Below are 16989 nucleotides of genomic sequence, written 5' to 3'. Positions count from 1 at the left end.
ACTTAGAATGAATCTATAAATTTTCAGCAACTTTGTAATTTATTTGCCTTACCTGACTGGACAAGGCAAGAACAGGATTCCCTCCTGAAAAAAGTCTGGTATAAATCCAGTTCCATCAGGTGTTTTTTCTGATTTCGTCTAACTTGGCACGCACTGCTTGGATATCCTGCCACATCAACCATTTAGGCGCACCTCTTTCTTTAGAAGGGTTACGCAACAAATAGGAAGGATGAAAAATTGGCATACACAAACGTCCTTCCCACTCTAGCCACTGTCCGCGAATTTTAGAAATCGCCCGCTTATCGCCAGTCAAACTTTTGAGGGCAGTTGCACCCGTTAACAGAATGATTTTCGGGTCAACTAGGCGAATTTGTTCTAGTAAGTAGGGTTTGCAAGCCGTCACTTCTTGTGTAGTAGGTACACGATTCTCTGGTGGGCGGCAATTATGTACAACACCTGCGGGTGTCACAAAATTGGCTGTGTCTTCAACATCAATACAGTAAACTACGTCAAAATCTGGCTTTGGTGGTAATAGTTTTTTAATAACTGGTTTCCAGTAGGTGACAACTGCTTCTTCTTGATAAACTTCTATGTTAAAGGGAATGCTATGCAGTTCCTCTGGCAATTTATATCGCATAGAGGCAGGAATGTATTCAGCAATATTTTCTAAAAAGCGAATGCCTTCACCATATCTAAAAAATAGTCTCCAAGTAGACTTAAAAACTGCGTATGTTCTGTAACCTTGAGTCTCAAAATATTTAACAACTTTTTGAGCCGTTTCTGGTGTGATGTTTCCTAAAGCAATTTCAACATCAATACTTTTTCTTATTTGCCCATCTTTGGTCTTTCTTCGCCAATAACCATCATCCATGTACCAAATAGCTAACCCAAAGTTGTCTAGTTTTTCTAGTGCTGTTATAGGAAAATCTTTTTTATTATTGGGATACCATTCCTCGCGTAGGTCTTGCAAATAATAGGTTTTTGCCAGTCCCATGCTCAGAGATTGATAAGTTGTGCCATTTTGTGACTTGGCTAGATATTCTTTTACCTGTGGTCGAAAACCATTTAATACTCTTGCTTTGAGTTTTAAATAAGCTGCTTGTTGAATACTATGATTTTCCAAAAACTGACCACTGGAACTAATACAAGCATCACCTAGTAAAGACCCTAGTAATACTTGCAACCCTCTGCTTCCAGGAGCAGGTGTACCAGTTGCAACTAAGTCATCGTCTTGTAATTCTTCAACGGTAATCCAGCCTCTACGGGTAAGTACTTGATGATCTGCTGTTGCAATATAGCCAACTTCACCTTTGTTGTTACATTTACCATCTGGAAAAAAGACTTTGTAAAGCTGCCTTCCTGCAAGCCCAGACCGATACCAACCAGTTACTTGTTTCCAAACCAAGCTGCCATTAGAATCAACACTCAACACTTTACCTGACCACTGATTTTTGACAATCCAGTTAAGTCGTTTAGAACCTTCTTCTGTGATGATTCTCGTATAACCACCGAGACATTTATTGATATTGGCAATGTATACATCTTGCTCAGTACTCAAATTCACTGATGCCAGAATTTTCTCTAGCAATTGTCCTGATTTGCCGACAAATGGTAAACCCGTTTCGTCTTCATTTTGACCAGGCGCTTCTCCCACAACCATTATTGGGGCTTTGAGGTTACCGCGTCCAACGACGGCGTGGGTACGAGTGTTTCCCAGTACACATCGGTGACAGCGATCGCAATGCTGCACCAACTCGGTCATAGTCGAATAGGTTCCTGGAGGGATAGGAATTTTAGCGTCTGTGGGAATAAGTTCTTGTTGGTTAAAGTTTGAGTCGTCAAAGAGGCTGAGTTGGTTTTCGCTGCTCATGAAAATTACAATTTTGGTATCAGCACCAGCAGTCTTATCTGATTCAAGTACGTCTTTGATTAGGCACCGATCAGAAATAGACTTCAGAAATAGAGTTTTACTGAATACTTATTATTTATACAAATCTTATTTTATCAGTTAATTTGAGACAAAATTCAGTCATGATAAAAGCAGTGCCGTCCTGAGATGCTGGGGGAAGCCATGTCATATACCCCACTTTTTGCCGATCGCATCCATGCGGGTGAGGAGTTGGCGCAAGTAATTTACGATCTTTTGATTCAGCAAACCATTGATTCTGGGGTTAAGCCTGTACCAATTGTTTATGCTTTGCCAAGAGGTGGTATACCAGTGGCAGCACCAATAGCACGTCTTTTGGGTTGTCCGTTAACGATAGTTGTAGCGAAAAAAATTAGCCATCCAGAAAACCCAGAGTTAGCCATTGGTGCAGTTACTAGTTCTGGAAATGTTCTTTGGACTGAGCAAAAGCTATTTCGCCCCAAACATGATGCGCGGTGGCGAGAAGGGGCTTTAAATAAAGCTATTGGGCAAGCTAAGTCTTTAGAAGAGCAATTAATTTCTGCTTGTCCCCAGGTGAATGTAGAGAATGCTACGGCGATCTTAGTTGATGATGGCATTGCCACAGGTATGACTATGGCGGTTGCTGCTAATGCCATCAAAGCCCTTTCCCCGGCAGCAATTTGGCTATGTACTCCAGTAGCACCACAAAAATTGCTGCCCTGGTTGAATCAATGGGGCGATCGCATTGTTGTCTTGAAGACACCGGAACCTTTTTGGAGTGTGAGTAATTTTTACGCACAATTCCCCCAAGTAGACACCTTAGAAGCTCTCACATATCTCCAGGAACAAAAAACAATCGGCAACACTGATTCCTGCGACTAATTTTTATTTTTATCTTCTTGCAAGAATTCCTGGGGCATAAGCCTCAATGACTTTGCCAGTGCGAGTGCAACAAATCATCAAGTAATCACAACTTGGGCATTGTGTCCGAGTTAATTGACTATCAGTAATATAATAACGCTCAGCTTGGCTACCACAATTTGGGCAGTAAATTTTTTGTACTGTCTGCATTTTAAAACCCCTGGTTCTAATTATTTTTTATTTGGTAAAACTGCTAGTTAAACCAGGAAAAATTCTGGTTCGACCCAACTTAACAAACTGCCGTGAAATTGGCTGATTATTTTAAACAAAATTTCAGGTTTGAAAAATTTTGGATATCTTTAATCTATTATCCTCAAATTTACGTGATTTTACCCTCCTACTTTAGATACATAAATTAATTTTTTAATAAATTTTGCTTAGAGATTTAGTGATCCCTACGGTTAATGCGTTGAGAGAGCCTTATTTATAGTCATTTTAGACGAATACAAAAAAAGCCGTTCTTGTATTCAAAAATTAAAACTCAGAAATTACTGTATCTTTGGTTACAAAATCTCTGTCTTAAGATTTAGTTAATATTTACCGATAAGATTTATTACTCAGTTTCAATTCATGGAGAGCGATCGCTTTAGCATCCCCAACCTCCACCAGTTCGCCATCGTTGTTAGCAATTTCGTCACCAGTGCGATCGCTTTGAGCAAGCCCTCACTACTGATGGTGTTCTGAAATTTCCGGCTGATATCAAAAATCCTTAACTGAACCGTATTGCTTTTTAGATGCTATTTAACTTAATAATTTCATTGAAAATACTTTACAAAATTGTGGACATCCCCAGTGAGAATTTCCTCTATTAAACAACTCAAAAATATTGGAGAGTAATAATGGCAACCATAACAAAAAGGTATGGGGTTACTCTAAAATCAAAAATTTAAAATCCAAAATTGTTTGACTCATATCAAGACGGATGAAAATAATCGTAAATTTCTTGAGCCAAACGCGGTCCGATTCCAGGAACCTCAGCGAGTTGGGCGGTTGTTGCTTGTCGAATATAATCAACTGAGCGAAAATGCCCTAGTAGTTGCTTTTGTCGATGATGTCCTAAACCAGGAATTTCATCTAAACGCGATCGCTTTAATTTATCACTGCGTTGCTGACGATGGAAAGTCACTGCAAACCGATGCGCTTCATCTCGCAGTCGCCGCAATAACTGTACCCCTGGCTGTTCTGCGTCAGTAGTTAATGGTTGAGATTCTCCCGGTAAAAAAATCTCTTCTCGCTGTTTCGCTAAACTCACAACTCGCAAGTCTTCTAACAAATTCATTTCTTGCAAAACAGCAACAACTGAAGATAATTGACCTTTACCGCCATCAATCATAATTAAATCAGGCCAATCAGGATTACCCAAACGTGTTAATTGTTGATCTTCGGCATACTTGCGAAACCGACGCTGGATAACTTCCGCAAGACTTGCAAAATCATCTGAATGTCCGGCTGTGACTGTGGGATTTTTAATTTTGTAGTGGCGATAGTGCTGCTTAGCGGGTAACCCGTCGATGAACACGACTTGGGAAGCTACAGCATTTGAGCCTTGAATGTGGGAAATGTCATAACCTTCGATGCGGTGAGGTACATCTGGTAAATCCAGAATAGCTGCTAAATCTTGCATTGCTTGGTGATTGCGATCGCCTAATTTTTGCATTCTTTGCAATTCATACTGGGCATTTCGCTCTACCATCTCGATTAATTCTGCCTTGGTTTGCCGCAAAGGAGTCAAAATCGTCACTTTTCTACCTTTACGTTCAGTTAAGACATCTGCCAATATTTCTGCATCCGGTAATTCATGCTGCACCAAAATTTCTATCGGTATTTCCACAGAGTCAGCAGTTTGGTAATGTTCTTCTAAAGCTCGTTGTAAAATCGCTCCTGGTTCTGCGTGAGCATCCGCCACAAACGCCAAGCGTCCCACCAATTGTCCAGCGCGAATCTGAAATAGTTGAATGCAGGCGTGTTGGGCGTCGGCTGCCAGGGCGATGGCATCCCGTGAAACTGTATCATCTGGTAAGGATACTTTTTGGTCGGCTGTCAGCGACTTTAACCCAGAAATTTGATCGCGAATTCGCGCGGCTGACTCAAAATTCAAGTCCTCAGCAGCAGCGTTCATCTGTTGGGTCAAAATATCAATTAGTTCTTGAGTCCGACCTTGGAAGACCATCGCTATTTTTTGCACAATTTTGCGATATTCTTCTGGTGAAATTAGCTGTTGGCACACACCTGGACAACGCCCTAAATCATAATTCAGACAAGGACGGTCTTTGAAAAGCGGTTGAGGTCGTTGTCGCTGTGGAAAGATGCGCTTACACAAACGTAAAATTTCTCGCAATAACCCAGCATCAGTATAGGGGCCATAAAATTTATCCTTTTCTTTGCCTAATTGGCGTTTTCGGGTGATAAAAATCCGTGGATAATTTTCCGACCATGTGATGCAGAGATATGGGTATTTTTTATCATCCTTGAGCAGTACGTTAAAATATGGCTGGTGCTGCTTGATTAAGTTAGCCTCCAGCGCCAAGGCTTCCGCTTCAGTATCAGTGACGATGAATTCAATTTCCGTCACTAATTTTACCATTGTGGCGATGCGTTCACTTTTGTTGTACCCGTCCCGGAAATAGGAACGCACACGCGATCGCAACTTACGTGATTTACCTATATATATAATGCGATCGCTCTTGTCCCGCATGAAATAAACTCCCGGTTCCGGTGGAATTTCCGCTAGCCGGTTTTCCAGTCGTTCTGGCTCTTTAACCAGTGGTAGTATTTGAGTCGATATTGTCACAACCAAAATTAAGTAATCTTTCTCTATTTTAAGAAAAATAATTTTTTCTTGCGGATTTAACGAAGTATTATCAAGTAAATATACTGTAGCTAGGCTTTTAGTCCGCACAGAGAACAGTCTATTGGCAGGTTTCCTCCACCCAGAGCTTAGACTTCAACTGAGTTTGTGTAGCTGCAACTTTAATCGTCAGCAGTTGTCAGAATTAAAAGTTTACTTTTTGTGTTTTTACTTAATATTTTAAAATTATGATGTTTTATTATTTGAAATTATATTTTTTTAGAGAAAAATTATTTTAATTTCTTGACTGTATTAACTTTATGTATTTATTATTAAATTCACTAATTTATTGAAGTTTCCATATTAAGGGAATTAACTGATTGAGTCAGTTAAATTTATGCTTATTATTGAAAATATAACTATTTTAATAATTACAAAAAATTAAATTATGAATCTGCAAGACTTTGAAGCACAGTACCGTGAGGCTATGGCTGAAACGCTCAATGAGTTGCAAGCAACAGTTTTATTGTTAGCAGAGGTACAAAATAAAATTTCAAAAATTGGTAATTCTGTGCAAAATCTGAGTCAGCGTGTTGAAGAGTTCATTGCTGAGCAAAAAGTAGAATAAATATATATCTAGTAGAAAAGTTTATCTGTGACGATAACTAAACTCTTGTTCAATTGTCAGGATCAGATCCTTGAGTTTTAGAGGTTTGACAAAATAGTGACGTGCGCCCAAACTGAGAGCTAATTCTCGATCTGCTTTAAAAGCAAAGGCTGAAACCACAATAATAGGTATTTTTGACAAATCAGGTTTTTGTTGGACTTGTTTTAAGAGCGAGTAACCGTCAACATCTGGCAATTTCAAGTCGAGTAACATTAAATCTGGCTGGAATTTCTCAATGGTTGAAAAAAAACCAGAACCTTCCGATAAACTCTGGACATCGTACCCACAATAATTCAGGTAGTCACTGAGTAACATCCTATTGAGATCGTGGTCTTCGATTAATAAAATTCGTCTAGCTTGATTTGACCGGAATTCTTGATTTATATTCAGTAATTGTGCTGTCATTGGAAATCATTATTTTAAGTTACAAGCCAATTATTGCCAGATGAATTGTCAAATGAATAGAAAGTTGAGTTATGTAATAATGTAGTTAAAGCTTATAATATAGTAATTTTAGCTATAGTGGTATAATTAAACCATATTATTTAAAAATAAAATAATAATAAAAAATTAAGCTTTTCTTAACAAAACTTTTATTATTCATCCGATTAAACAATCTGCTGTTAGGGTAAATGCCCTCCCAGAGCGGTTTTCATCTGGATATTGTGGAAAATCCCAAAGGGAATATAACGCAATACGGTTCAGTTAAGGGACTTCCAAATAAAAAAATATTCAATTAACTCTTGTGGGGTGGGCGTCTCGCCCGCCCAGTCCATAGGGCGGGCAAGATGCCCACCCCACAATATTGGATAATTTATTTCTTGGAGTTCCCTAACCCTCTTCTGTCACTCTCCGAAAACTTTTGCCATTTCTGAATTCTAGAGCTTTTGTATAGCCTGCGATCGAGCGATTATTTTCTAATAACAAATACAAGACCGATTTTTTTCTAATAGTATAGCTTGTATTGATTGCCTCATGAGGCTTCTAGCGATCGCCCTCCCGGAAAGTGACAGAAGAGGGCTAAGGCTAAAAGTCTTTGTCAAACTCAATTTTTTTAACGAACCGCAAAGGACGCAAAGGACGCAAAGAGAAGGAAGAAATGCTTAACTGAACCGTATTGGAATATAACGTCTGAATAATTGGAAAAATATTCATAAAAAAGGGAGCTAATAGCTCCCTAATCAGTTTGTACAGTTGCGCCCGCCGTCTCAAATAGATGCTTTTTTTACTTGGCGTCGGGTAGTAAAGACACCAGCAACACCCAGCAAACCAAGTATTACTGATGGTTCTGGGACTGAGCTTGAAGGAGGTGGGGGAGCGATGTATCCAGGTGTGTTCCAGGTATAATATGCACTGTAGGATACACCATCATCTGAGGCTGTAATTCCGGATGCAGTGGGGTTAAAGCTATAGGCGTAGTAAGTTTGACCACCAGTAACTACTTTGGCAATTTCACTAGCTCCGATTTCACCTTGGTAGGTGGTTAATGTCGCTTGCAAGCTCAGTACTTCTTTGAATGATGTCAGTTGAGTTATTTGAGCTTGTAGCATTACTTTTGTAGCAGCAGGAGTTAGAGACGAGTTCAGCGCTGCTTTAAGTGTTAAAAGCTTAGCGTCAACATCTGAAACGTTTACTAGAGTTATATCTTTATTACCCAATAGTGATTTCAGTGTTATTGTACTTGTACTACTCACTGGTGTAGTATACGCAGCATTAAGCTTATCAGAAACTGTAGCTAAGAGTTTAGTCTTGACATCCAAGTGACCAACCAATGTCAGTCCTACACCGCCATTTTGACCAAATTGGAAGCTACCAACGTTCGGATCTCCCATCCCCAATAAAGAAAAAGAGCTCGTTATTAATGATTTGGTATTTGTTGAAAACCCATTCCACACTGACTGGAATGGAGTATAAGTACTCAACAAATCACCCAGCCACTTGGAACCAAAAGTACTCCAGTCATCAGCGGTGACACTGCTAACGGTAGCACTGTAGTTTCCTTGTGTGGCGGTGAAACCAACGTTAGAAGTGGGATTTTCGGTACTATACCAAAGCTCGACGTTAGAGGAAGCATTACCATCACTCAAAGCTTGGGAGGCAGCTACAGTATTATTTGCGATAAAACTACCATTAGATCCACCAGTATATGTTTTAATTTCATTTGCATTGTTGAAACTAAAAGATGTAGCATGTGCTGGGGCACTTGCAAGAGCGCTCACACCAATAGCCATCGATGCACCAATCACAAGTTTCTGAAAAGTCATTTTCATTTTTTTCAAGTCTCCGTCGGTTTGAAAGTTAAGGTTTAAAGTACTACTGTTTCTAGGCTTGGACTGTCTTGGCTACAGGCTTTTTGGCAACATTGTTGCTTAGAAAAGCGGCCTGTATTGTTAGCCATCTTTGGTAGCTGAGCGTACAAACCCAGTTTAAGAAACGGGGAGACTTGATTGGGTAAAGTTACTGCTGATTATCAATGAAATGATGACGAATATTTCTCGATTTTTATGCGTAAAATTACATATTTAATAAAAATTTAATAGTAATTTAAGTTACATATGTTTATTTTAGTAAAAAATAGGTATTTGTCGGTAGGTACAGATGTGCGACCCTACCGCACATTCTAGCCATAGACTTTGCCGCAAAAAATCATTAGCGTTGACTTTGAGAAGAAATTCAATTCAGGAATTTAGCAATTCTTTCCACAGCAGTTTCTAACAAAGCTGGCTCATGTACTAAAGCAAAGCGGACATATCCTTCTCCTGATTTGCCAAAACCTGCACCTGGGGAAGCGGCTACACCAGTTTGTTTGACTAGCTGGGTGCAAAATTCGACGGAGTTTTGACTCCAAGGTGAAGGTAACTTTGCCCAAATGTACATTGTGGCGTGGGGAGTGGGAACATTCCAACCAATGCGGTGTAAAGCAGTGATGAAAGCATCACGGCGCTGCTGGAAGGTAGCGACAGCAGTTTTGACTCCAATTTGAGGCCCAGTCAAAGCAGCGATCGCCCCATTCAAAATTCCCCGATATTGGTTAAAATCAACAGCGGCTTTTACCTGGCGTAAAGCGTTAATTAACTGGGCATTGCCGATGGCGTAGCCAATGCGGAAGCCGCCCATATTATAGGACTTGGAAAGGGTAAAAAATTCAATGGAGATACTTTTCTCGCGATCAGCTTGCAAAATGGAAGGTACTGGGGATTGGGTATTGGGTATTGGGTATTGGGAAAAATCTTTCCCAGTCCCCAGTCCCCAATCGCCATTCTCTTCAAATACCAAATCCACGTAGGGGAAATCGTGAACTAAGGCGAGATTGTGTTGCTGACAGAAGGCGACAGCTTCTTGGAAGAAAGATAAAGGAGCGATCGCCGCTGTGGGGTTGTGGGGATAACTTAACACCATCATCCGCGACTGAGCCAAAACTGGGGCGGGAATATCGGCAAACACTGGTAAAAAACCGTTTTCTTCCCTTAGTGGCATTGGGTATATTTGCCCGCTAGCGAGGTAGACTCCTCCAGCATGGGAGGGGTAACCGGGATCGAGCAACAGGGCAAAATCTCCGGGATTGAGCAATGCTAGGGGTAAATGGGCGGTACCTTCTTGAGAACCAATCAGGGGTAGTACCTCTGTTTGGGGATCGACTGCGATGCCAAATTTTTGTTGGTACCAGTTGGCTGCGGCTTCCCGGAAGCCTTGAGTGCCATTAAATAAGAGATAGCCGTGGGTGGTGCGATCGTGAAGAGACTGGGCGATCGCGTCAATCACATGTGCCTCGGCTGGTAAATCAGAAGACCCCAAGGACAAATCAATTAGCTGTTGTCCAGCGGCCAAGGCAATTGCTTTGGCTTTGTCCATATCAGCAAATACATTAGATTGTAGGGGCTGTAAACGTTTTGCAAACTGTATTTTACTCATTGTCATTTGTCATTTGTTACAAAGTTCTGTAGCCTTCTTTTGATGGAGACACTCTTGTTAGCTTGCTTCACCGTAGGAGTACGAGATGGCGTTTGCGGAGGGTCTCCAAGAGTTGCCAGACGCTCGGTGACACGGCGAATCGCTACTCTATCGGAAGAAATATTGTAAGAGACTTTGCGCTTTGTCATTTGTCCAAAGTCGAATGGCCAATAACCAATAACCAATAACCAATGACCAATGACCAATGACCAATGACTAATTACTATCTAAATGCTTGGCTAGAAGGCTGAGTAATTTTTCTTTGCCGATGACTCCCTCAGTGGATTCTAGTATTTTGTCTCCTTGAATTAGCCTGAGGGCGGGGACACCTTCCACTTGGTACTGTTTAACCGTGAGTGGGTTGGGGTCAATTTCCATTTTAACGACTTTGAGGCGATCGCTATAAGCACTGGCAGCTGAGTTAATCATGGGCGACATCAATTGACAAGGGCCGCACCAGGAAGCCCAAAAGTAAACTAATACAGGCTGCTCGGCTTTTAACACTTCAGTTTCAAAATCAGCATCAGTTATGGTGGTTACAGCCTTACTCATTGCAGTCTCCATCAGGTGGCGATCAAAGTTGGCACACACAATACTCTATCCCAAACTGAGTCCTGAGTCACCGAAGTTCTAATCTCAGTAAGTCTGAAGTCTAAAGTTCTTGCTGAGTGCTGAGACAATAGTACAGATCATCGTAGGGATACAACATTAGTCATTGGTGTGCCTTACTTATGTACCTTATTCAAATGAGAATTGTTATAGATTTAAGTTAATACCAATTCAAACAATCTTTGCAACACATCGATCATCTGTAGGGGCGTACAGCTGTGCGCCCCTACCCAATGTATTTGTCGCATTCTTTTTTCAAATTGGTATAAAGTGAAATGTAAATATTAAAGGCTGATGCAAGTTCAAACAGCCAAATAATAGCGCCTGGATACACTCTGTTTAATTATCAGGAGCAAAGCGCGATTCTCTTGCCAAAAGGCTGCGCCCGTGCGTGCAAAATATTTACAGTGTTGCCTAAAATTATGGATAATTTCCCAGTGGTCGCTCAAGCGGATGCATCCCTACCCAATTACCCTCAGGAAAATACACCTTTAATGCGGCTGAATACCGATTCAGAGTCACCACCAAAGGAAAAAGTCGGAAGTGACTTTGACTCTCGGATGATGCAGCGGTGTTTGGAACTTGCTCGCCGCGCGTTAGGGCGTACTTCACCAAATCCGCTAGTGGGAGCGGTGATTGTCAAGGATGGGGAGATTGTCGGCGAAGGGTTTCATCCTCGTGCAGGTGAGCCTCATGCAGAAGTGTTTGCCTTGAAAGCAGCAGGAGTTCGGGCTGAGGGCGCAACAATTTATGTCAGTCTCGAACCTTGTAATCACCACGGACGCACTCCCCCTTGTTCGGAAGCCTTGATTAAAGCAGGATTGGCAAAGGTGATAGTGGGTATGGTTGATCCCAATCCACTAGTAGCTGGAGGGGGTATTGCCCGTTTACGTGCGGCGGGGATCGAAGTCGTGGTAGGAGTAGAAGAGGAAGCTTGTCGTCAGATTAATGAAGGCTTTGTTCATCGCATTCTCTACAAACGACCTCTGGGAATTTTAAAATATGCCATGACTTTAGATGGCAAAATTGCCACTACCTCTGGTCACAGCGCTTGGGTAACAAGCCAAGATTCCCGAACTGAAGTACATCAACTGCGGGCGGCTTGTGATGCTGTAATTGTCGGCGGTAATACAGTACGACTTGATAATCCTTACTTAACTAGCCATCAGGTGGGGGCACATAATCCCCTGCGGGTGGTAATGAGTCGCCATCTTAACTTACCGGAAAATGCCCGCCTGTGGCAAACTGCGGATGCTCCAACTTTGGTGTTGACAGAGGAAGGCGCTAACCCTGATTTTCAAGAACTGTTGCTCAAACAGGGGGTGGAGGTAGTGCAATTCACGTCACTTACACCAGATAAAGCAATGGCGTACTTATACGAACGGGGTTTTTGTAGTGTGTTGTGGGAGTGTGGTAGTACTTTAGCTGCTAGTGCGATCGCTCAAGGAGCAGTGCAAAAAGTCTTAGCATTCATTGCCCCGAAAATCATTGGTGGTAGCATTGCTCCCACACCTGTGGGCGATTTAGGTTTTACTACCATGACTCAGGCACTATCTTTAGAACGTGTTCGTTGGCGTGTAGTAGGCTCTGACTGCTTAGTGGAAGGTTATTTCCCCCAAATAAGTCAATCATGAAAAGGAATCAGAATTTAGTGATTTTGCTGTTATCAACACTGACGTTCATGAGCAATATCACGTATGAGTGCTAGCCGAGATTGAATGTAGTGGCACAGATAATCAGTTTCGTTAGAATTTAACAAAATTTGGGTTTCGGTTTGTTTCACCAACCACTGCACCAAGCTAGCATCATCAAGTTGTAAGAGGAGCTTAGCTTGGGCGGTTTCAACCACAGACCAAAGCTGACGCATAATTGTAGGAGTCATCAGACCTCAATAGAATCATTAGCTTAGCTGTTTTCAGATTACACAATTTTGATCGCACTTTACGACATGAATGTGGAAGCTGAGACAAGTATTATTAAAAACTTAATAATGGTATTTATAACTTTATGAAGATTCAGAATTGAAAATGGGCATTGGGCATTGGACGTGGGAAAGATAGAATTTTATGAGTTTATTCCCAAAACCTCGAACAAAAATTTACTAATCTTAAAAACCTAGTTTTTGTGCTTGGGAAGACTGAAATTGTGTTGATTTCGGCTCAAGAAGCAGAATTTTTTAAGTTCTTTGTTGAAGAGTTTATCTGTGTTGTAGGATACAAAAATCTTAATGATTTAGAATCTAGAATCCAGAGTTGGTGAATTAGGAAGACTTTGATAACCAAACTTAATAATCAACAAAAAAATCCAGAAATCTTACCAAGGCTGATTTTCCAAAGATTCTGGGTTATGGCTACTGATTTTAATGTTTGAAATTAATTTCTGCCAAAAAATTAACATTTTCTACCTGTAGATGGACTCACAAAATCATGTAAATCTGCGTCCCAAATGCTAATGTAAATAAAATCACATTCTTGGCGGATAATCTGACCCTTAACTGAGCCATTCTTGAAGCGAAAATTATCAGATTGGCGGTCTTGTACCTGTTTCAGTCCCTGCTTAATATCTTCAGTAGCTTGCCCATTTAAGAGTCCATTTAAGGTAGCTTCCATTACTTGTGGGTCTACTGTTTCGGCAAAAGATACCTCCGTTTGACGCAGCATTTGGGAATTACGATCAAATAAGTAGCCAAGGTCTATTTTGTTTGGTACGAGTTTGTAAACAACAGCACGGGTATTACCCCACGCACCTCTTAAATCTTTCCTTGGTTTGCCAAGGGTAGCTTCTACAATATTTCTGGATGTACCTGTGGGAAATGCGGGAACGCTTTGTCTACTGGCAGTAGCAGCTAATTTACTGCGCGGCTTTTTCTGTGGTGTAGAACGTGCTTCTGGTGTGGGAACCGCGGCTTGATTCTCTGGTTCTGGTGTTGGTGTTGCTACTGGTGTTGGAGTCTCTAAAGGCACAGGCTCATTTTCTGGCTGTGGTGTGGATGCAACTGGGGGATTAAAGGTTGGCAGAGGTTCGGGAGTTACTTGTGGCTGTGGTGGTGAGATGGGTACAACTGGGACTAGAGGAGGTTGGGAAGAAATAGCTGGATTGGTAAGTGTAGGAGTGGGAAGAGATTCTGGGGATGGAGTGGGAGTTGTGGCAATGGTTGTCTGTAGTTGTTGCTGACGATTCATACCAGAAATGGCAAATGCACCAATCAAGCCACCTAGTAGCAAGCTACCAACAATCACAGCAGGTTTTTGCCAGTTCCCAGGAGTGGAAATTGGAGTTTTTTGGGGGGAATACAATGGCTGGGTTTGTCGAGTTGATGTAGCAGTGGGAGACAAGCTGATTGTGTTGGCAGTTGTAGGTGATTCTGGGACAATATAACTAGGAGACTGCAACGCATGTAGCATTTTACTCGCAGTACTGTAGCGATCGCCTGCATGAGGCTTAATTGCTTGATTGAGTACCGCCGCTAATTCAGCAGACACATTAGGGACGTGGTGTTGCCAAAGTATTTCGCCACTTTGCAAATCGGTTTGTAGTTCTTGCGGGTGTTTGCCAGTCAGCAAATAAATCGCCGTCAAGCCTAAACTGTAGATATCAGTGGCGTAAACTGGACGCCCAACGGCTTGTTCGCTAGGCATATACCCAGGCGTACCAATGACGAGCGATCGCGTGGGGTATCCTGGAGAAGTCACCACCGAACGAATTGTTTCTTTAACTGCACCAAAATCAATCAAAACTGGCTTGCCATCAACAGAACGGATAATGATGTTCTCAGGCTTGATATCCCGGTGAATGATGCCCTTGCTGTGGACATAATCCAAAACTGATAGCAGACTCAAAAGGATTTCCCGAACAGCAGTTTCACTCTCAAATCCTTTAGCTTCAACAACTTTCGTTAAGGTTTGTCCATGAATCCATTCTTGGACAAGGTAAAATTGCCCATTCTCAGAAAAATAAGCATAGAGTTTGGGAATTTGGTTACAACTTTCGCCCAAATACTCCAAGGTTGCTGCTTCTCTCTTAAACCGTTCTTGGATTATTTGGTAAGTTTGCGGGTCATTATTGGTTATCGGTTTGAGTTGCTTGATTACACACCGGCGCCCAGAAGGCATGTGGGTGTCTTCTGCGAGGAAGGTTTCGCCAAACCCACCAGCACCGATTACCTGGATAACTTGATAGCGATTGTTCAGCAACGTTCTTGTCATGAAAGATTACAACCAAAGACAAGCTGAGGCTTGTCGTCAGACATCGCCCTTTCTAAATGTACATCAGATACTTTGACGAGATAGAGGCGGGCTATATCCCGTCCATGCCAAATTTTTTGACACCGCCTTTTTTGGCATGGCTGAAACATTCATTTTGCCTCAGTTACAACCCATCTACTATTTCCCTGATCCCATAAAAGTGAGAAACGCACAGAACTAGGTGATTGTTTGCCATTCTTCAGAAAGTATTTTAATTGAGCATCAACTATAGCTGTTTCTGAATTAGTTTCTACTAAACTCACTTGTTTAACATCTATGCTTTGCACTTGTCCTCCCCACCAATCAACATAGGAGAGATAACCATTGGGATGAAGACGTTTATTATTTTGATAGCTAGGAGATAAAAGATTCCACGCGTTTTGATATTCGCCATTGTTAATAGTTTCATAATAATCTTCCACTGCTTGTTCTGGTGAGGGTCGATTAATTTGTTGAGAGGATTGTTGTGTAGTTTGCTGCACAACTTCAGAATCAACAGGTTGTTGAACAGGTGGTGTAGTTTCTTGCACAACTTGAGAATCAACAGGTTGTTGAGAACTTACTGATGGTACGACGCTTTTTGTTTCATTACTGTTTGCCGAAAGTTCACTTGATGAGCCTGTAGACTGCGTTGCTGGTTGATTTGATTTATTCAGAGCAAAACCAATAACTATAGAACTACCAATTAAACCACCAGCAATTAAACTACCGAGAAGCATTCCCTTCTGTCCGTTATTTTGATTGCTAGGTTGACTAGTAGAACCTGGACTAACAGCAACTGTATGCAGTGTTGCAGGAGGCTGTAGGTTAACTACTGGCGGTTGATTGTAAGGTATTGTTGGATGAACTGGCGGTTGATTGTAAGGTATTGTTGGGGGAACTGGTGGTTGATTGTAAGATACTGTTGGAGGAAATGACCCAAATTGCAAGGCGTCTAGCATTTCTCTGGCTGTGGCAAAGCGATCGCGTGGATGGTAGGCGATCGCTCGATCTATCACTCCTGCTAATGTAGGACTAATACTCAAAGCATGTCTGTGCCAAATAATTTCTCCGCTACGTGAATCTGTCTCCAATTCTTGTGGCTGTTTTCCCGTGAGAAGATAAATTGCTGTCATTCCCAAACTATATAAATCACTCGAATAAACTGGTCTACCTGCGGCTTGTTCGCTTGGCATAAATCCCGGCGTACCAATCACAATCGAACTCGTAGGTAACCCTTGGGAATTCACTACTGTTCCCATTGATTCGCGGACAGCACCAAAATCAATCAGCACCGCCTTATGATCTCGATGACGCAAAATGATGTTATCTGGCTTGATATCTCGATGGACAATCCGCTGATTGTGTACTTGTTCTAGTACTGGTAATAAATTTATTAATATTTCTCTGACGGCGCTTTCACTTAATAAGCCTTGTTCGTGGACTTTCGCTGTTAAGGTATCACCTTCTATCCACTCTTGAACCAAGTAGAATTGTCCATCTGACTGAAAGTAAGCATACAAGGTGGGAATTTGGTTACTTGTGCCGCCTAAGTCTTCTAAAATTGCCGCTTCGCGTTGGAATCTTTCTTGCACCAACTGATAAATTTGCGGGTTGTTTTGAATTGGTCTTAGCTGTTTAATTACACAGCGACGGTTAGAAGGCATTTGGGTATCTTCGGCTAAGAAAGTCTCACCAAACCCACCGCTTCCTAAAGTCCGAATAACTCGATAGCGGTTGTTTAGCAGTGTTTGCATAAATTAGCACTGGTAATTATGAGGGTGTTTTGTCGTATTGTTCTATCTACTTTAGTTTGTATCTGATTTTTTTAATTACCAACAATATAAACATTACTGAATATAATACGTGTGAGAGAGTAAGGATGAGAAAATAGCGCTGCCCACTCAATAATTAGGAAGCGCTATGCTTTTAGTGACGCAAA

General features: G+C 41.5%; 12 protein-coding genes and 3 pseudogenes. 3 read left to right on the top strand and 12 right to left on the bottom strand.

Annotated elements, in window-relative coordinates; all coding sequences use genetic code 11:
• Positions 1–115: 115 nt before the first annotated feature.
• The 3 pseudogenes from IQ276_RS20600 to IQ276_RS20590 form a co-directional block, all read right to left on the bottom strand.
• Positions 116–451, bottom strand: a pseudogene (locus IQ276_RS20600) (uracil-DNA glycosylase); the annotation flags it as partial.
• A gap of 303 nt (positions 452–754) precedes the next feature.
• Positions 755–1432, bottom strand: a pseudogene (locus tag IQ276_RS40730) (hypothetical protein); the annotation flags it as partial.
• Between the two features lie 48 nt (positions 1433–1480).
• A pseudogene (locus IQ276_RS20590) lies at positions 1481–1870 on the bottom strand (uracil-DNA glycosylase); the annotation flags it as partial.
• Positions 1871–2071: 201 nt separating this feature from the next.
• Here IQ276_RS20590 and IQ276_RS20585 point away from each other — a divergent pair.
• On the top strand, positions 2072–2770 hold the full coding sequence (locus IQ276_RS20585; protein WP_193918338.1) for a phosphoribosyltransferase: 699 nt from the start codon (positions 2072–2074) through the stop codon (positions 2768–2770).
• A gap of 9 nt (positions 2771–2779) precedes the next feature.
• Here IQ276_RS20585 and IQ276_RS20580 read toward each other — a convergent pair whose 3' ends face one another.
• On the bottom strand, positions 2780–2959 hold the full coding sequence (locus tag IQ276_RS20580; RefSeq protein ID WP_228043159.1) for a replication restart DNA helicase PriA: 180 nt from the start codon (positions 2957–2959) through the stop codon (positions 2780–2782).
• A gap of 763 nt (positions 2960–3722) precedes the next feature.
• The gene (uvrC, locus tag IQ276_RS20575; RefSeq protein WP_193918340.1) at positions 3723–5600 is read right to left on the bottom strand and encodes an excinuclease ABC subunit UvrC; all 1878 of its coding nucleotides are present in this window, start codon (positions 5598–5600) and stop codon (positions 3723–3725) included.
• Positions 5601–6045: 445 nt separating this feature from the next.
• Here uvrC and IQ276_RS20570 point away from each other — a divergent pair, with 445 nt between their 5' ends.
• Positions 6046–6225 carry a hypothetical protein gene (locus IQ276_RS20570; protein WP_190881499.1) on the top strand — a complete coding sequence of 60 codons (180 nt, stop codon included), beginning with the start codon at positions 6046–6048 and terminating at the stop codon, positions 6223–6225.
• Between the two features lie 21 nt (positions 6226–6246).
• On the opposite strand, the gene IQ276_RS20565 is transcribed toward IQ276_RS20570, so the two are convergent.
• The 4 genes from IQ276_RS20565 to IQ276_RS20550 form a co-directional block, all read right to left on the bottom strand.
• Positions 6247–6669 carry a response regulator gene (locus tag IQ276_RS20565; protein ID WP_190881500.1) on the bottom strand — a complete coding sequence of 141 codons (423 nt, stop codon included), beginning with the start codon at positions 6667–6669 and terminating at the stop codon, positions 6247–6249.
• An 803-nt stretch (positions 6670–7472) separates the two neighbouring features.
• A complete protein-coding gene (locus IQ276_RS20560; protein WP_193920887.1) occupies positions 7473–8534 on the bottom strand; it encodes an NF038130 family PEP-CTERM protein in 1062 nt (353 codons plus the stop codon).
• Between the two features lie 403 nt (positions 8535–8937).
• On the bottom strand, positions 8938–10176 hold the full coding sequence (locus IQ276_RS20555) for an LL-diaminopimelate aminotransferase (protein ID WP_193920889.1): 1239 nt from the start codon (positions 10174–10176) through the stop codon (positions 8938–8940).
• A gap of 255 nt (positions 10177–10431) precedes the next feature.
• The gene (locus tag IQ276_RS20550; protein ID WP_190881502.1) at positions 10432–10767 is read right to left on the bottom strand and encodes a thioredoxin family protein; all 336 of its coding nucleotides are present in this window, start codon (positions 10765–10767) and stop codon (positions 10432–10434) included.
• Between the two features lie 479 nt (positions 10768–11246).
• On the opposite strand from IQ276_RS20550, the gene ribD reads away from it, so the two are divergent.
• Positions 11247–12458: a bifunctional diaminohydroxyphosphoribosylaminopyrimidine deaminase/5-amino-6-(5-phosphoribosylamino)uracil reductase RibD gene (gene ribD, locus IQ276_RS20545; protein WP_235115832.1), complete on the top strand. Its 1212-nt coding sequence runs from the start codon at positions 11247–11249 to the stop codon at positions 12456–12458.
• A 32-nt stretch (positions 12459–12490) separates the two neighbouring features.
• Here the strand turns inward: ribD and IQ276_RS20540 are convergent, their stop codons facing one another.
• From IQ276_RS20540 to IQ276_RS20530, 3 genes are all read right to left on the bottom strand, one after another.
• On the bottom strand, positions 12491–12706 hold the full coding sequence (locus IQ276_RS20540) for a hypothetical protein (protein WP_190881504.1): 216 nt from the start codon (positions 12704–12706) through the stop codon (positions 12491–12493).
• A gap of 508 nt (positions 12707–13214) precedes the next feature.
• On the bottom strand, positions 13215–15029 hold the full coding sequence (locus IQ276_RS20535) for a serine/threonine-protein kinase (RefSeq protein ID WP_193920475.1): 1815 nt from the start codon (positions 15027–15029) through the stop codon (positions 13215–13217).
• A gap of 149 nt (positions 15030–15178) precedes the next feature.
• A complete protein-coding gene (locus IQ276_RS20530) occupies positions 15179–16804 on the bottom strand; it encodes a serine/threonine-protein kinase (RefSeq protein ID WP_193920467.1) in 1626 nt (541 codons plus the stop codon).
• Positions 16805–16989: the final 185 nt, after the last annotated feature.

The sequence above is a fragment of the Desmonostoc muscorum LEGE 12446 genome, assembly GCF_015207005.2.
In the GTDB taxonomy this organism is placed as follows: Bacteria; Cyanobacteriota; Cyanobacteriia; order Cyanobacteriales; family Nostocaceae; genus Nostoc; species Nostoc muscorum.
Note: the sequence above shows the minus strand (reverse complement) of the source record. Positions and strands in the feature narration are given on the sequence as shown.